4 protein-coding genes and 1 pseudogene are annotated in these 17577 nt (G+C 68.1%); 3 read left to right on the top strand and 2 right to left on the bottom strand.

Annotation, left to right across the window (positions count from 1 at the left end; genetic code table 11):
* The first annotated feature begins 221 nt into the window (after positions 1-221).
* Positions 222-13919: an LWXIA domain-containing protein gene (locus GD429_RS32670; RefSeq protein ID WP_152863339.1), complete on the top strand. Its 13698-nt coding sequence runs from the start codon at positions 222-224 to the stop codon at positions 13917-13919.
* A 63-nt stretch (positions 13920-13982) separates the two neighbouring features.
* On the opposite strand, the pseudogene GD429_RS32665 reads toward GD429_RS32670, so the two are convergent.
* Positions 13983-14610: pseudogene (locus GD429_RS32665) on the bottom strand (HD domain-containing protein).
* A gap of 154 nt (positions 14611-14764) precedes the next feature.
* Here GD429_RS32665 and GD429_RS32660 point away from each other — a divergent pair.
* Positions 14765-15076: a DUF4148 domain-containing protein gene (locus tag GD429_RS32660; RefSeq protein WP_152863337.1), complete on the top strand. Its 312-nt coding sequence runs from the start codon at positions 14765-14767 to the stop codon at positions 15074-15076.
* Positions 15077-15397: 321 nt separating this feature from the next.
* Positions 15398-16111 (top strand): dienelactone hydrolase family protein, encoded by a 714-nt coding sequence (locus GD429_RS32655; protein ID WP_152863335.1) that lies wholly within the window; start codon positions 15398-15400, stop codon positions 16109-16111.
* Positions 16112-16519: 408 nt separating this feature from the next.
* Here the strand turns inward: GD429_RS32655 and GD429_RS32645 are convergent, their stop codons facing one another.
* On the bottom strand, positions 16520-17461 hold the full coding sequence (locus tag GD429_RS32645) for a LysR family transcriptional regulator (RefSeq protein ID WP_096475729.1): 942 nt from the start codon (positions 17459-17461) through the stop codon (positions 16520-16522).
* Positions 17462-17577 lie beyond the last annotated feature (116 nt).

The following is a 17577-nucleotide window of genomic DNA, read 5'->3' as shown; positions in this document are numbered from 1 at the left end:
GCGAATCGCCGCTCCCGCTCCGTCGCCGCGCCGTCACTGCATCGTGTCGTATTCCGGCATGGCCGCTTTCCGTAGCGTTGCCCGGACGAGCCGGCTTCCTGCCGTCATCCGCTACGAATCCTGCCCGTGCTCGCTCCACCCGCTTCCGTACACTCGAACTCGCGCCATGCGGCGCAGGCGGCGTACATCCCGCGTACGGCCGCGCCTGACGGGAGCCTTGCATGCTGTCCATCGACGGAATGGGTCTGGGTTTGAACTGGCAGCGTTTCCTGTCGCAAACGCTGAATCCGGACCTCGCGCCGAAGCCGCCGCAAAATGTGGACGGCACGTCCAACGACGGCCCGAACAACGGTCCCGCCAACCCGGTCAACCCGACCGCCGCGCCGCCGATCCCCGTGCAGGCGGACCTCGGTACCGATCCGACCAAACCGACCAACGCCGAAATCGGCTCGGCCACCGCGCTGCTGCAGAGCATGGCCGATCAATATCGCGTGGCGCCGCCTGAGATCACCGTCGACAACGACACGACGCGTGCGGTCCAGGGCGTGATCCAGGACGCGCAGACAAAATACGACAACGCGCAGCAGGCGCTGCAAGGCGCGCAAGGCGTGCTGCGGATGACGAGCCGCGACCCCGACTCGACGCCCGACGAGCACAAGGCCGCAGTCGACAACTACACGAAAGCGCGCAATGCGGCCGACACCGCGCAACGCGAGCTCGACGTGACGACCGACGCCGGCTACCGCATCCTGTACGGCGAACAGGCGAAGGCCGACCAGTACAGCTCCGACCCGACGAACCAGAACATCGAAGGCCCCGCGCAGCAGCAGGCCGACGCGAAACTCGCCGCGCTGCAGAAGCTGTTCCCCGACCAGACGAAGGCGAATCCGAACTTCGTTCCGCAACAGGGCGACTGCAAGACGCCCGACCAGATCCAGGCGTACGACGACTGGCAGTCGGCGGCGTCGAGCGCGACGGTCGGCCAGGCCAAGTACTGGGCGGACGTCAGCAACGCGAATCTCGCCTATACGCAGTTCCAGTCGTACATGGGCGATCCCGCGTACCAGGACGCGATCGATACCGGCGTCGGCAAGCTGAATGACGCGCTCGCGCCGCTGCAGCTGCAGGTCGATCTGCCCGACCCGCCCGCGACCGACCAGAACGGCAACGTCGACATGAACGCCGTGCAAGCGAACGTCGCGCAGGCAGCGAAGATCGCGAATTACTCGAACGCGGCCTATGCTGCATCGCTCGACGCGCAGCAGGTCACGACACTGCAGCAGAAGTACGACGTCGACAGCGCCTGCCTGATCGGTTCGACGCCCGGCGCAGCGAAGGACGACAAGGCCGCGCTCGATCGCGCGACCACGCAGGCGAACACGAGCGGCAGCTACATGCAGATGCTCGGCGCGCAGCTCACGGTCGACGACTTGCAGGCCAAATACGACACGGCGAAAAGCGCGTCCGACGACTGGCATACCGCGAATCCGAAATCGCTGGATCCGCACCCGAAGGTCGACGTCGATCTCGGCAATGCATCCGATGCGCTGGCGCAGGCGAAACAGACGGCGAGCCTCGCGCACGACGGATTCGTGGTCGCCTACGGCCAGACGCTCGCGCAGCAGTACGACGACGCCGGCTCGCAGATCGACGCGCAGCTCAAGCCGAAGGTGCCGTTTGTGCTGCAGAACCCGACGCCGACGCTGTCGACGAATCCGCCGCCCACGACGACGACGCCGGCCCCATCGTCGGGACCGTCGCCGTCGTTGAGCACGTCGCTGCCGAGCGCATCGGGTACGCCGAGTACATCGGGTACGCCGGCTCCGTCGACGACGCAGACACCGACGTCGTCATTGAGCACGTCGGCACCGGCCGGCAGCCTGTCGACATCGCTCCCTCCCACGACGCTGTTCGCGAATCCGTCGTTCGTGCTGCAACCGCCCGGCTCGAACACGTCCGTGCCGACCACCGCGACCGGCCAGACCGCGCTCGACGCGAAAAAGCTCCATGTCGTCGCGGGCGCACTGCGCACGGCCGACAGCCGGCTGTCCAACACGTACAACGACGCAGCCGCAAAATTCCAGCTCGCGAACGCGCAGACGCAGGAAGGCGTGCTGAAGGGCAAGCTCGCGGACATGCAGAAAACATACGACGACTGGTACGCGCACAACCCGACGCCCGTGCGGCTGCGCATGGTGGACGGCGACGAGATCCCGATGCCGACGCCGCTACGCGCGAATCCGTACCAGGGCGACCTCGACAAGGCGCGCAGCAATCTTCAGCAGGCCGACGCGAACATCAACAAGCTGCAACTGCTGACGGAGATGTCGCATCAGCAGGTGCTGCTCGACCAGTTCGACGCGAGCCTCGCCGAGAACCTGCGCAACCCGCAGAGCCAGGACGACAAGGACGCGTACTCGAAGGCGCTGGACGGCTTCTTCCGCGCGCACCAGAGCGAACTGTCCCAATCGCTGCTCGACCAGGCGGGCGTGAGCACGAACAAGGCCGCGACGATCGATTTCGGCAAGCTGACCGACAACGAGCAGCGCAACCTGATCGGCACCGCGATCGGGGTCGCGCCGGACGTCCAGCCGTCGTCGGACACGGGCTCGCCCACCGCGCCCGTCAACGACGACACGGTGCGCTACACCGACAAGGACAAGCTGGACACGATCAACAAGGTGCGCGGCGAAATCCTGAAGCTCGGCGGCGGCGCCGGCACGCAGGTCAACATCCTGCCGCTGATCTACTCGGACAAGACGGCCGGCATGGTGACGAGCGCGCTCTTCAAGGTCACCGACGGCAAGGGCAACGTCCAGTATGTCGACGACACGTCGGCGAAATACGACAACGTCGGCGACTACGTCGACAACAACCAGCTTGCGTCGAGCGGTACGCTCGACCTCGTGACCGGCTACGACGGCAACGGTCACGCGCAGTACCAGCAGAAGGCCGCGCATCACGACGACTGGTTCGACAGCACGCTGAACACGCTGACGGGCGGCAAGGTGAACCTCGGGATGATGGGTCTCGGGCTGCTGATGGAAGGCGCCGGCGTGCTGCTCGACGCAACGGGCGTGGGCGCGTTTGCCGGCGCCGCGCTGAACTTCACGGGCGCGGTCATGATGGACACGGCGATCGGCTCGAGCATGGCGAAATCCGCGATCGATATCGGCTCGCGATGGGACCACAACCAGAGCGTCAATCCGTTCACCGACGCCGGCGCGCGAGGCGACTGGCTCAACCTCGTGCCGATGGGCGCGGCCGGCGCCGCGAAGTTCGCGGGATCGGAAGTGTTCGGCAAGACGATCACGGCACTCACCGGCTCGGCGAAGGCCGCGCGCGTGACCACGGCGATCGTGCGCGGCACGTCGCTCGCCACCGGCGTCGGCGCCGCGAGCGAGAGCTTCGTCGAGGCCGGTTTCGCTTTCGCCGACGGGAACAGCAAGCAGGGCTGGGAAGATCTCAAGTCCGGCTTCACGAACGTCGCGCTGATGGGTGCAGGCGGCGTGAGGGATCGCGTGGTCAATGCGGCGGTGCGCGTCACCGGCAAGCCGGTGATCGCCCGCTCGGCGGGTGGCGACAGCATCTCGATCGACGGCCGGCAACTGCAGAAAATCCTGACCGCGAAGGAGCCGCCGCAACTCGCGCTTGGCGCGACGCGCGCGTCGCTCGACGGCGTCGACATCAAGGTCGCGAAGGACGGCACGTTGATGGCGGGCGACAAGGTGCTCACCTACGACAACATGCCCGTACGCGTGCTCGACGGGCTCAACAACAAGGACCTGAACAATCTGCCGCGGGGCGCATCGGTGATGCTCGGCGAGAACGGCGAACTGAGCATCGTCAAGCTGACCGGCAAGACCTGGACCGAAGGCACGAAGATCGATTCGATCACGGAGACGGGCGACCGGCTGTCGTTCGGCCGCGACGGCGAAATCGACGCGCCGTCGAAGCTCGTCGCGAAAACACCCACCCAGTGGCAGGACGACCTGCAGCAACAGGCGAACGACAACGCTCCGCCCGCCGACCACGCGCAGCACGCGCCCCCCGCCGACGAAGCCGCGACGCGCGCGTCCGAAGCGAGCAACACAGCCACCGCAACCACTGCGGCAAGCGCACGCAGTGCGCAGCACACGAGCGAAGCACAGGCCGCGCGCGACGAGAACCAGCAGGAAACGCGCGCGGCGGATTCGCATGTCGCCGCGCAGAATCGACGCAGCAGCGACCTGCGCGCGGCGCAAGATCCGGCCGTCGCGCGCTCGCCCGGCGCACCCGGTGCGGGCGCCCTCGAAGAACCGGCCAGCGTTGCACCGCGCACGCCGGTCCGCGTGATCGACCTGACCGACGCCGAACCCGCATCCCAGCCCGCGACGCTCGATCCGGCCGGCGTCTCCGTGCCGCACGGCCCGTCGGCCGAAGCGCTCGACTACGGCGGGCACACGCTCGTCATCGTGCGCAACGGCGACGACCACGCGGCGGCACCGCCCGACGCTGCGCAACCTCGCGCGGCGGGCTCGCTGCCCGCCGACGTCGCGGAACCGATCGTCGTCATCGCCGACGCCGCGGACGCGCACGTTGCGCCCGAACTCGCGAACCGCTGGCAGCGCCCGGTGTTCGCGGCCACGCTGGAAGCGCTGCACACGGACGGCACGCTGCGCGCGGATGCGCCGTTGACTCGCTACATGCCTGCGCCCGATGCGCCGGTCACGGGCGGCCGCGTCGTCGGCACGAACGCGCAGGCGCAGCACGCCGACGCGACGGCAGGCGTCGCCGAAGCCGACACGCCCGCGCCGACGCCCGAAGCGCCCGCGGTTCGCCGCGCGCCGCCGCCCGCGAACGACGACACCGTCATCGTGCTCGCGACGACCAAGCGCAGCGCCACGGACCCCGAAAACAATGCCGCCCTGCCGCCGCAACCGCCCGCTCGCGCGGCACGCGCGCTGGACGGCGCATTCAGCGCACCGAACCGCATCCTCGTGCTCGTCAAGCCGGCCGAGCGGCCTGCCTCGCGGGCGGCAAGCGACGGGAGCGACGCGTCCCGCCCAACCCCGACCGGCGACGCGCATGCCGAGGACCACGTGCTCCCGGCCGCCGCGCACCCGGAAATCACCGAAGCGCCGCCGGACCCGTCGCTGGCCGGCCCGGGCCTCTTCACGCGGCTGCAGATGCGCTTCGGCGGCGCACCGCTGCCGGACGCGGTCCATGCGCTCGCGCAGCAATCAGACACGCTCACGCAGCAGTTGCGGATGCTGAGCGACGCCGGCTGGCGCGTGAGTCTCGGCAAGCGCGGCGGCGGCAGCCGGATCGATCCGAAGCGGCGCCGCGTGACGATCGACGGCGGCCTGCGCGATTCGGGCAGCATCACGTACACGCTCGCGCACGAGGCGAAGCACGCCGTCGAGGCGATCGACGGCACGCTGGACTCGCTCGACTACAGCGGCCGCAGCCGCTTCACGCGCAAGGCGCTCGAAGCCGAAGCGCGCGCACAGATCAACGCGTTCGAAGCGCGCTACGAGATCGACCTCGCCGGCGGCGGCGACATCGCGGCGAACACGACGCTGCCCGACGCGCTCCAGCACGAGGCCGACCGCTGGGCGCCGTCGAGCGACTATGCGGGCACGGTCGACCGGCTCGCCGACGCATTCGCCGACGTGCCGGTGTCGGGCCGCCGCGGCGAGACCTACCAGGCCTTCTACGACGGCATCTGGGACAAGCAGAAGCGTCACGGCGGCGCGCCGCGGCGCATGCCCGCGCCGCACACGACGGAAGCGGTCGGCGACGGCGGCACGCACCTGCCGCGCACGCTCGAGGAACAGGTGCAGTGGAGCTTCGCGCATGCGGAGCAGATCTCGCCGTTCGCGCAACGCGGGCGCAACGAGCCGCGGCAGATGACGCTCAAGAGCCTGGACGGACGCACGTCGATCGGGCCCGACGAGCCGCTGACGGTCATCCACGGACGAACCGACGCCGCGGGCCAACTGCTCGACGCACACGGCCGCCCCGCGCAGCACGTCGACTATTCAATCGCGAACTTCCTGGCCGGCTCGTCGACCGGCGCCGGTTCCGGACGCGCGCTGGTCTTCGCCGCGGACAACGGGCACGCTGGCGCCGCGTGGCTCGCGAACACCTGGCAGCGTCCGGTCTACGTGCCGGACGGCGGCACGATCCGCAGCCTCAATGCGGTTGCGGGAAATCCGGCCGGCACGAGAGAAAAGGTGCAGTTCGGCCATGCGCCAACGTGGACCCGCTATGCGCCATCACCACGCGAGCGGATCGACTATGGCGAACTCGCCGTCGACGAAAACGGCCTCCACGTGGCAGGTGATCCGTCGCGGCGCCTGGACGCGCAAGCGCTGATCGGCCCGTTCCTCGGGGCCGGCATCGAAAAAACCGTGTTCGAGCTCGGCAAGCGCAACGCGATCGGCCTGTACGACATCGATCCCCTGCGGCCGCGCGACAGCCAGATTGACGATCATCACGATGCGCTCGACACGGAACGCAGCGGGCTCGACATGCTGCGCCGCTACGGCATGCGCACGCTGACCATCGACGGCCCGTTCTCGGTCGGCAACCGGATCGCGATCCTGTACCATCCGCTCGCCGAACTCAGCAGCCGGGCCGTCTCGCTCGGCGCGTTGCCGAAGCGCATCACGCACGAATCGATGCGACAACTCGCAGCGATGCACGAGATCGTCGAGCGTGATGGGCTGGTGTTCGATTTCCAGGGTCTGTTCGACGCGCACGGCGAGTTCTATTTCAGCGATCCGTCTACCGTGTTCCGCTCGGACGAGCATGAAGATATCGCGTCCACCCTCGAGGAAATCGACAGCGTCATCGATCCGCTCAAACGGGGCATCGCCGACGGCAGCATCGTCCTCGCCCATCCGGAGACCCGCGAAGTGCTGCCGGACGGCGCGTTCGTCCAGAAGCCTTCCCTCATCACGCGCATCCGGATGTGGTTCGGCGGCGCGCCGCTGCCCGACGCCGCTTACGCGCTCGCCGGTCAGTCGAGCCTGCTCGCCGATCAGATGCGTTTGCTGAAATCGGACGGCTGGCAGATCGTGCTGGGCCGCGCGGGACGCGGCAGCCGCACCGACGTCGACCAGCGCCGGATCGTGATCGACGGCGGGCTGCGCAGCGCCGGCACGCTCGTCTATACGCTCGCGCACGAAGCCGGCCACGCGGCCGACGCGTCGAACGGCCGGCTCGGCCTCGACACCCGCAGCCGCGAAGCGTACGTGCAAAGCACGCTGCTCGCCGAGGCCCGCGCGCAGGCGAACGCATTCGCGGTGCGCAAGCAGATTCTCGAAACGACCGGCATCGACATCGCCGAGCACGCGGTGCTCCCCGACGCGATCGCACACGAGGCCGACCACGTGATGCCGGGCGACGCAGCAGGCCTCGCGCGCCTCGCCGACGCATTCGGCAACGCAGCGGTGTCGGGCCGCACCGGCGAGCGCTACGGCACGTTCTACGGCCGCGCCTGGGACCAGCAGCAGTCGGGCAACGCATCGCTGCGCATGCCCGCGCCGCATACGACCGAATCGTCCGGCGGCACGGGCGCGCGGCTGCCGCGCACGCTCGACGAACAGGTGCAGTGGAGCAACGAGCATGCGGATCGCGTGTCGCCGTTTCCCCGGCGCTGGTTCGGCGGCAGCTCGCCGAAGCTGACCTTCTCCCGCAACGGTCCGGTGTCCTATGCAAGCGGCGAACCGCTGACGCTCGTCCACGCGCGAACCGATGCCGGCGGCGGCCTGCTCGACGCGCACGGCCGTCCCGCCACGCCGATCGACTACTCGATCGACCATCGCTACGCGTTCGGGCCCGCACAATCGGGCAACCGCCTCGTGCTCGATGGCGGCGACGCCCGCGCGGCGCATGGCGCGTGGCTCGCGAACATCTGGCAGCGCACGATCTACGTGCCCGACAGCGGTACGGTTCGCACGATCGGCGAGTCGCACACCGACCGCACGCACCGCATGCAGTTCGGCGGCCCGGGCACATGGACCCGCTACACACCCTCGCCGCGCGAACGGATCGACCCGGGCGCGCTCGCCGCCGACGCGAACGGCCTGCATGTCGCCGGCGATCCGTCGCGGCGCGTGGATCCCGCCGAACTGCTCGGCCCGCTCCTCGGCGCGGGCACCGCGAAGGCGGTGTTCGAACTCGGCAAGCGCAATGCGATCGGCCTGTTCGATGCGGGCGGCGACAAGGCACGCACGATGCTCGAGCACGAAACACGCGGGCTCGAACAGTTGAAAGCGCTCGGCATGCGCACGGTCACGGTCGACGGTCCGTTCACGTACCGCGGCCGCATCGCGGTGCTGTACAGCCCGCTCGCCGAGCTCGGCAGCATCGACGTGATGAACGGCGTCCTGCCGAAACGCGTGACGCGCGAATCGATGCGGCAGCTCGCCGCCATGCGCGCGCTGGCCGAACGTCATGGCCTGTCGTTCGACTTCGAAGGCCTGTTCGATGCGCAGGGCAACTTCTATTTCAGCGATCCTTCCGTCCTGATCCGGCACCCGGACCCGGCCGCCAACCGGACGCCCGGGATGATCGATGCCGTCATCGACCCGCTGAAGCGCGGCATCGCCAGCGGCCACGTCGAGCTCGCGCATCCGGCGATCAGCGAAGCGCTGCCGGACGGCGCGTTCGTCCAGAAGCCTTCCCTCATCACGCGCATCCGGATGTGGTTCGGCGGCGCGCCGCTGCCCGACGCCGCTTATGCGCTCGCCGGTCAGTCGAGCCTGCTCGCCGATCAGATGCGGCTGCTGAATCCGGGCCACTGGGAGATCGTGCAAGGCCGCGCGGGCGCCGGCAGCAAGGTCGACGCCGACCAGCACCGGATCGTGATCGACGGCGGCCTGCGCCATGCCGGCACGATCGTCTACGTGCTCGCGCACGAGATCGGTCACGCGGTCGATGTGGCGACGAACCGGCTCGGCCTCGACACCCGCAACTCCGACGCGTACGTGCAAAGCACGTTGCTTGCCGAAGCCCGCGCGCAGGCCAACGCATTCGCGGTGCGCAAGCAGATCCTCGAAGCGACCGGCATCGACATCGCCGAGCATGCGGTGCTCCCCGACGCGATCGCGCGCGAGGCCGACCATGTGATGCCCGGCGACGAAGCCGGCCTCGCCCGGCTCGCCGACGCATTCGGCAATGCGCCCACGTCGCTGCCCGGCAACCCCGTCTACCGCGCGCTGTACCGTGCGCAGGCCGAGCAGGCCATGCGTGACGGCGAAGCCGGCCGCGCGGGTGCGGCGCCGCGGACGATGCCGTCGATGATGATGTGGCCGGTGCCGGATCCGTCTGCCTTCATGCCGGCCGCGCCCGCGCTCACGCTCACGCCCGAGGCGCGCGCGGCCGACTGGCTCGATGCGCACGGCAAGCGCGACCTGAAGCGGATCGACGGGACGCAGTTGGCCGACATCCGCGACCTCGCGCAATACGCGGGGCCCAACGCGCACGTGCTGATCGCGAAGCACCTCGACCGGCCGGCGGACGACGGCACGCATCCGCAACCCGAATTCGTCGCGAGCCTGAAGACCGACGCGTACAGCCAGCCCGGCCAGCCCGAGGCGGCCGATCCCGGCGACACCCCCTCGCATGAAGTGCGCGACGCGGTGTATCCGGGCACGCGTCCGCGCAAGCGCAACGACAGCAAGCCGCCGCATGAGGCGCGCGCGGATTTCGACTTCTACCTGTCGCCGGTGTCGCTCGACGAATTGCGGCAATTCGGCGGCGCGGCGAAGGTCGAAGCCATCGACACGAAGCGCGTGTGGGAAGCCGAGCCGTCCGGCGACATGCCCGCGGATGAGGTCGCCAGGCAGATCGACACCCTCGCCCGCGCACCCCGGTACAAGCGGCCCAAAGCGGCCGCCAAGGCCGCGGAGGCCTTGCCCGATGGCGCGACGATCTTCGCGGTCGACAAGAAGACGGGCAAGGTGCTCGGCTACGCGGAACCCGGACAGGACGGCGGCTGGACCTATCACGAGAAGACCTCGGTCGGCGACGCGTCGATCGGGGCGCAGGATCTCGGCACCGCGTTCCGCCGCCGCGCGCGCGGCCTGCCCGACGGACGGCGCGGCGTCGTGTTCGTCCCGTCCTCGCTGCCGGAATCGGCGGTGTCCCGCTACGGCGGCTTCGAGCCTGCCGAGCGGGCATTGCCGGTCGCCGAGCAGAAACCGCCGCCGCTGAAACTGAGCGACCGCGTGCAACGCCGGCTCGGCAGGATTCAGTCGGCGGGCAAGCCGCCTGCAGGGGCGACGCCACTCGCCCATCGATGGGTCGCGCCGAACCTGCTGCCGAAATCGGCCGACGACGTGCACGACTTCAGCGGCGCGAACACGCTGCATCTGCGGCGCGTGATCGATCTCGGCCAGGTCGGCCCGGAGTACTTCATCTACGTCTACGGCACGGAAGGCGCGCTGATCGACACGCTGCACAAGCCCGACGGCATCCTCGCGACACGCGACGGCACGCTGCAATGGTTCGCCGACGCAACGCATTTCAACGATGCGGGCAAGCCCGGCATCGATCTCGACAAGACGACGATCGGCGGCGGCCCGGATGGCGCGAACCGGCATTTCCTGGTGACGAAGCTCGACCCGGCCGCGTTCGACGCACGCGCAAAACCAACGCAGCTCGAAGCCTATGTGTTGAAACAGGCGGAACTCGACAAGCAACTGCAGCAAGCCGCCGCGGAATCGTCCGCGCCGTTCGGCGAGCTGGAGAAGCGCATCGCGGCCGAACTGACGGCAGCGACGACCCGGCAGGCCAGATTCGCCAGCGACCCCGCGTCCGGCGCGCCCGCTGCCAGCCCGCCGGCGAAGCCGAAGAAACGCACGCGCGGCAAGACCAAGAACGGCAACCCGAGCGGGCCGGCCGCACCGGCGCCCGCCGGTTCGCCGGCACTCCCCGCCGGCGAACCGTTCAGCATCAAGACCTATCAGCCCGGCCTGTCGAGCGCCACGATCGCCGAATGGATCCTTCGCTTCGGCAAGGCGAAAGTCGATAACTGGTTCCCCGAGCACGAACGCGTCAAGGCGTTTGCGGGCCGGAGCGGCAAACCGCTCGATCTCGGCACGAAACGGCAGGTCATGATGGCCGACAGCGTGATGATGAAGGCACTCGGCATCCCGTTGCGGCTCGCGCGCGATGTGTCGAGCATGCCATGGCATGGCCCGCTGTCGCGGCCCGATCACGCGGCAAACGTGCTGTCCCGCCATGCGAAGGGCGCGATCACCTATCTGTCGATCGCACGCGCCGCGGACCGGCATGCGCTGCAGGCCTATGCGCGCGCGAAGGCCGAGATCCAGGATCGCATCGCACTGATGGCGCGCGGCTTCACGCTGCGCGACAACCCCGACGAGATGCTCGCGCTCGTGAAACGCTACGGCGGTGCGATGCCGGTCGTGTCGGTCGCGGTCGATCCGCATTCGCTGGCCGCGGCGCTCGGCAGGAAGCACGACCCGGCGTTCATCCGCCGCGTGCGCGAGCTCGGCAACCTCGACAACGCGCAGTTCGACGAGGCAGGTGCGCGGATCGACATCGACGGCACGGGGCGCCAGCTCGAACTCGACGACCTCGACCACCTGTTCAAATGGCTCGACGCGGCATCCGATGGCGGCTTCGTGCTGCGCCTCGAAACCGCGCCGTCGCGCGCACTCGTGTCGGCCGAAGACCAGCGCACGCTCGCCGGCACCAACGATGCATACCACGACTACGTGCGCACGTTCGACGCGCTCGAAACGTGGGCCCGCCAGAACACCGGCAAGGACGCGCCGCACGTGATGGTGACGTTCCACGGCTGGGATGCCGTGCTCGAACCGGTGCCGGGCGACGGCCATCTGAAACTCGTCGAGGCCGTGCTGGACCGCGAGGAACTCGACTGGGTTCACCTCGGGCTGTCGTATGCAACGCACGGCTCGGACTTCATCGCGAACCAGGATCTGACCGCCGCACTCGCCCGCAAGCTCGTCGAGTACGAACTGCGCGCGCCCGGCAAGCTCGCTCGCCTGCACGGCGCCGACGCGCTCACGCGCGTGTTCGAACGTGTCGGCACGCAAACGCTCGCGAATCAGCACCAGGTGCTGTTCGCCGAAGTCGAACGCGTCGGCCTCGCAAACGGGATGACACCCGATCGGCTCGCGCAGCTGCGCACCAAGCTGTACGAAGGCAATACCACCGCGCTGATGGACCGCGCGCGGCAGGCGACGATTACCTATGCGAAGGAGAACTACTGGAATACCAACGCTGCCGCCAACCGGGCCGAATTTCGCGCACGCGACGCCGGCAAACGCTGGTTGAGTGCATACGGCAAGCCGGACACCGAACCCATGCAGCTCGAAATCGCCGCGCACGCGAATGCGTCGAGCACCGCTTTCTGGCGCGCGGTGGCGGCCGATCCGAAGCTCGCCATCGACGACACCAAACCCGTCATCGTGAACCGCGACATCGCCGCGCAACCGAGCCACCAGCGCGGCGACCCGCAGAAAGCCGCGCTCGCGCAGCTCAACGCGCTGCGTGTCCACCGGCCGTCGTTCGGCAAACGCGACTGGATGTGGTCGCTGGGTTTCGGCGGCACGGTGGCCGGTGCAAGCTCGCTGGTTGCGCTGAACGTGTTCAACGGCATGAACATGATGAGCTCGGACGCGCTGAGCCATGCGAACACCGCGCTCTTCGTCGGCGCGCGTGCGGGCCGCGTGTTCGGCGCGATGCACCAGGGCGCGGTGCAGAGCCTGCAGAGCGGCGATCCGCGCGCGGTGCACGACGTGCTCGACCGCCTGCAGCGTTCGCTCGCGCAGCAGCTGAGCGCATCGGTGCACGGCTACAATCCGGCGCGGCTCGAACAGCTCGACTTGCTGACGAACGAGACCCGCGTAAAGGCGAGCCACTTCGTCGAAATGCATCGGCAAGGGCTCATCGGTTTCGACGATGCGGCCGCGCAGATCAAGGAACTGTCGGCCGACCTGCTGGCGAATATGCAGGGGATGGTCGGCGGCACGTCGCTCACGCAGCTGCACCACGGCAATTCCCGCCGACTGCTCGGCCTCGTCGGGCGCGGCAGCGCGATCGTCGGCTATTCGGGGACGATCGCCGTCGGCGTGCACGGGCTGATGACCTCGCCGACGGTCGCGGGCGCGCTGACGACCGCGAGCGCGGCGCTCGCCGCGACGTATTCGGGCCTCGTCTATGCGGTGAGCGCGCACCGCGTGAACGCGGACAAGCGCAGCCGCGTCGTGCGCCTGATCGATTCGACGTCGGATTTCGTCGGCGTGGCGAGCGGCATCGCCGGCACGATCGCGCAATACGACAAGGGCCATTACGGGCTCGCGGCGACAGCCGCAACGTCGACGGCGATCCTGCTTGGCGCGCGCCTGAACACCCATTTCCCGAACGCGACGCGCTGGGTCAAGAAATACCCGACCGCGCTGATCCTCGTGCCGATCGGAATCTGGGGCTTCACACAGTTGCAGAGCCTGTTCTTCGGATCGCCTTCGAGCGGATCGGGGTCATCGACGCACAAGCCGAAGCCGACGCCATCGTCGCCGTCGCATCAGCCGCCGCAGACCGGCGGCACGCCGACGACCGGGCTCGCGCCGGGCGCCACTGCGACGCAGCCGCCCGGCACCGGCACGACGGGCAGCACGGCGCCTGCGCAACCCTCCGCACCGCCGTCGCCGGCCGCGCAACCGTACATCGTCGTCGCGGGGGATTCGCTGTGGGTGATCGCCGACGCGCATCGCCAGTCGCTGCTCGACGCGGCGCATGTGTCGCCGGACGATCAGAAGACGATGACGCGCGACCAGCAGGATGCACATGCACTGAACGAGATCCTGCAACTCAATCCGGGCATGGCGTCGGCGCCGAACGTGCTGCACGTCGGGCAGTCGATCAATATCGGCTGATGCGTCGCCGGTCGCCCAGGCCCGGCGACGGGCATCGACGAACGCGCCGGCGAACGACAGCGTTCAGCCGGCCCATGCGGACGAGCGGATCACGCTGCAGAAGTTGCCCGTGTGGATGCGAGTCCTTGTCGGCGATTACGTCGGCCTTCACGTTGCCGAACGTGGTATCCGGCTTGTGCTTGATCCCGTCGTAGAACGCCTGGATGATGTCCTCCTTGAAATGCGGCGTGCGCGGATGCGCACGGACGACGGCCTCGCGATCGACGTCGCTGTATTCCGGATACGTCAGACCCAGTACGTCCATCTCGACACCCGCGGTGACGAGCGCGATCACCGGATGCATGTGCTGCGGGATGCCCGGCGTGGTATGCAGCGCGATCGAGGTCCACACGACATCGATATCCTGCTGCGAGATGCCCTTGCTTTTCAGGAAATCGCGGCCGGCATTGGCACCGTCCACTTCGAAGCCCTCGCACGCGCTGCTGTGCTGGTGCGTGAGCCCCATGTCGTGGAACATGCAGCCGCAGTAGAGCAGCTCGGGATCGTATTCGAGCCCGCGGCGCCGGCCCGCCAGCGCCGCGAAATAGAAGACGCGGCTGGAGTGGTGGAACAGGAACAGCAACTCGGATTCGGTATCGCGCACTGCTCGGTGCGGCGCGAGCCGACTGACCGTCCGGCGCCCCGCAATCATCGGACGAAAAACACCGATCCACGCGGATCGTTTACCCAGTTGCAATAATGATTCACTGGAACGCGTATTTCCGACCGGTAACGCGATCGCTACGATGCAATCAACCGCTGAACGCAACAAGCGAAGCGCGAAATCAACGAAACCGGAGGTCATCATGAAGTCGTTCATCTACGCTGTCGTCGCCGCAACCGCCCTGTCCGCCTCGTACGGCGCATTCGCACAGTCGAACCCGTCGGGCCAGTTGACGCGTGCCCAGGTGCGCGCGGAACTCGTCCAGCTCGAACAGGCCGGCTACAAGCCCGAAGTCTCCGATCAGTACTACCCGCGCGCACTGCAGACGGCACAGGCCCGCGTAACGAGCGCCGACGAAACCGGCTACGGCGCACAAGCCGCCGCCGGCGTGCGTGCCGGCCACGCGATCGCGGTCAAGCAGGACGGCCGCGACTCCGTGTATTTCGGCCAGTAAGCCAAACGCACACGCGCGAATTCCGATCCGCGCACCACAATCGAGACACCCCACTCCCGTTCATCGGGGGCGGGGTGTTCGCTTTTCGATGATCCGCTCCATGCCCCGATCGCGACTGTCGATCAATGCACCGCCGCCGATCGCGCATCGCGCGGTGCCGTTCACGCAGACAGCCGGCGTTTGCGCATAGAATGGCCGCGTGGTCGGTGTCGGCCGAATCGAACGCGAGCGGAACCACGACGTCCGGCATGCCCGATCGTCACCGCGCCTGCCGGTCGGCCGATGCGGCACTCATCGCATTTTTCGAAAAGGAGCGGTTTCATGTCACAAGCATCCGGTTCCATGATCACGTTTCGCCGCCCGGACGGCCAGGAACTGCAGGGCTATCTCGCCAGGCCGGAAAAGACCGAAGGCGCGCCCGCGGTCGTCGTCATCCAGGAATGGTGGGGGCTGAACGACCAGATCCGCGGCGTCGCGGATCGCCTCGCGCGCTGCGGCTATTTCGCGCTCGTGCCCGACCTGTATCGCGGCAAGTCGACGGTCGAGGAAGAAGAGGCACACCACCTGATGACCGGCCTCGATTTCGGCGACGCCGCATCGCAGGACATTCCCGGCGCCGTCACGTACCTGAAGACGCTGGCTCCGCGCGTCGCGGTGACGGGCTTCTGCATGGGCGGTGCGCTGACGCTGTTGTCGCTGCAGTTCGCCGACGCGGACGCGGGCGTCACGTGGTACGGCTTCCCCCCGCTCGACTACCTCGATCCGGCGAAGCTCAAGGTGCCGCTGATGGGCCACTGGGCCACACAGGATGCATTCTTCGCGATCGACCAGGTCGACGCGCTGGAAAAGAAGCTGACCGATGCGAAGGTCGGTGTCGAATTCCATCGTTATCTCGCGCATCACGGATTCGCGAACGAAACGGCCGTCGGCCCCGGCCGCATCTCCGGCACGCAGTTCGATCCGGTGTGGTCGCAAATCGCGTGGGACCGCACGCTTACGTTCTTCGGCCGCACGCTCTGGGCGAAGCCGCAGTAATACGCGATCGACGCGCTCGCGGTAAGCCGGCGCAAACAAAAACGCCACGGACTTTCATCCGTGGCGTTTTTGTTTGCCGGGTACCATCGAGCGGCGCGGCGGCCGGCTGTACGTGTGCCCGCTTCCGGACGACGTCGCGCTGCCGTTCCGCCATTGAGCGAATACCGGGCCGGCTGCACCGCCGCGCGAACGCGATGCAGCAGGTCGAACCGATTCCGGGAGGTTGGCGCCGCGCATCGAACCAACGATGTTCGGTATCGAAAGCAGGCGTTTTCATAAGGCCGTGCCGGTTGCCGGCACGTCGTTTTCCGGATCGATCGAGAACACGTCGTCAACACCCGCATAAAGGCAGCAATACTGATTATTTTATTGTGCAAACCGTCGTACTCAGACAGCGGCTGTGCTGACTCAGGATTTGCAGGACGCGTTCAGCGCGGCCTCGTCGGCGGCCAGCATTTCGGGCACGCATTCGCGCAGGAAATCGACGAACGTGCGGATCTTCGCATCGAGATACTGACGTGACGCATACAGCGTGTAGACCGTCAGCTTCTGCAACCGGTATTCGGGCAGCACACGCACCAGCGCACCGCTCGCGAGCGCGGGCAGTGCGGACGACATCGGCAGCGAGCCGATCCCGAGGCCGGCGCGCAATGCGCCGCCCAGCGCATCGGCGATGTTCACCTGGAAATCGGGCAACGGCAGATCGAACGTCTCGTGGCCGTCCGGGCCGTCGAGATGCCAGCGATCGCGCGGGAACACCGACGTGACGATCTGCAGGCACGCATGCCCTTCGAGCTCGCGCACCGTGCGCGGCGTGCCGCGCTCCTTCAGATACGCGGGCGACGCGCACAGCACGCTGTGCACGTCGCCGAGCCGCTGCGATACGAGCCCCGAATCGGGCAGTTCCGTCGTGCTCAATTGCAGCGACACGTCGTAACCTTCGTCGATGATGTCGGGCACGTGCTGCGACAGCGTCAGCTCGACCGCGACCGACGGATAGCGCTGACGGTAGCGCACGACCGCGGGCACCACATAGGCCTGGCCAAAACTCGTCGTCGCGTGAACGTGCAGCCGTCCGGACGGCTTCGCCTGTGCGTCCGCCGCTTCGGCTTCCGCTTCGTCGATATAACCGAGGATGCGCTGGCAACGATCGAGATAGCGCTGCCCGGCGTCGGTCAATGCGATGCGGCGTGTGCTGCGGTTGAGCAAACGCGTGCGCAGATGCGTTTCGAGCTGCGCGACCGAACGCGATGCGTACGCCGTCGTGATGTCCAGGCGCTGGGCCGCGCTCGTGAAGCTGCCCTCCTCCGCGACCCGGACGAAAATGCGCATCATCTGTAACGTGTCCATCGACCTGTCCCCGGGATTGAGATCACGGCGCACCGCCGCGCGGCCGTGATGCCGGCGGCTCCGGCGCGGGCCGGTCTGGCGCGAAGTGTGCGGAACAGTACAGCAGCGCTGCAGGC

Source organism: Burkholderia sp. BE17 (assembly GCF_009362305.1).
Taxonomy (GTDB): domain Bacteria; phylum Pseudomonadota; class Gammaproteobacteria; order Burkholderiales; family Burkholderiaceae; genus Burkholderia; species Burkholderia pyrrocinia_C.
Note: the sequence above shows the minus strand (reverse complement) of the source record. Positions and strands in the feature narration are given on the sequence as shown.

Excerpts from the sequence above, each read along its gene's own strand:
- GD429_RS32670 (WP_152863339.1), top strand. The coding sequence starts at position 222 with ATGCTGTCCATCGACGGAATGGGTCTGGGTTTGAACTGGCAGCGTTTC.
- GD429_RS32660 (WP_152863337.1), top strand. The coding sequence starts at position 14,765 with ATGAAGTCGTTCATCTACGCTGTCGTCGCCGCAACCGCCCTGTCCGCC.
- GD429_RS32655 (WP_152863335.1), top strand. The coding sequence starts at position 15,398 with ATGTCACAAGCATCCGGTTCCATGATCACGTTTCGCCGCCCGGACGGC.
- GD429_RS32645 (WP_096475729.1), bottom strand. The coding sequence starts at position 17,461 with ATGGACACGTTACAGATGATGCGCATTTTCGTCCGGGTCGCGGAGGAG.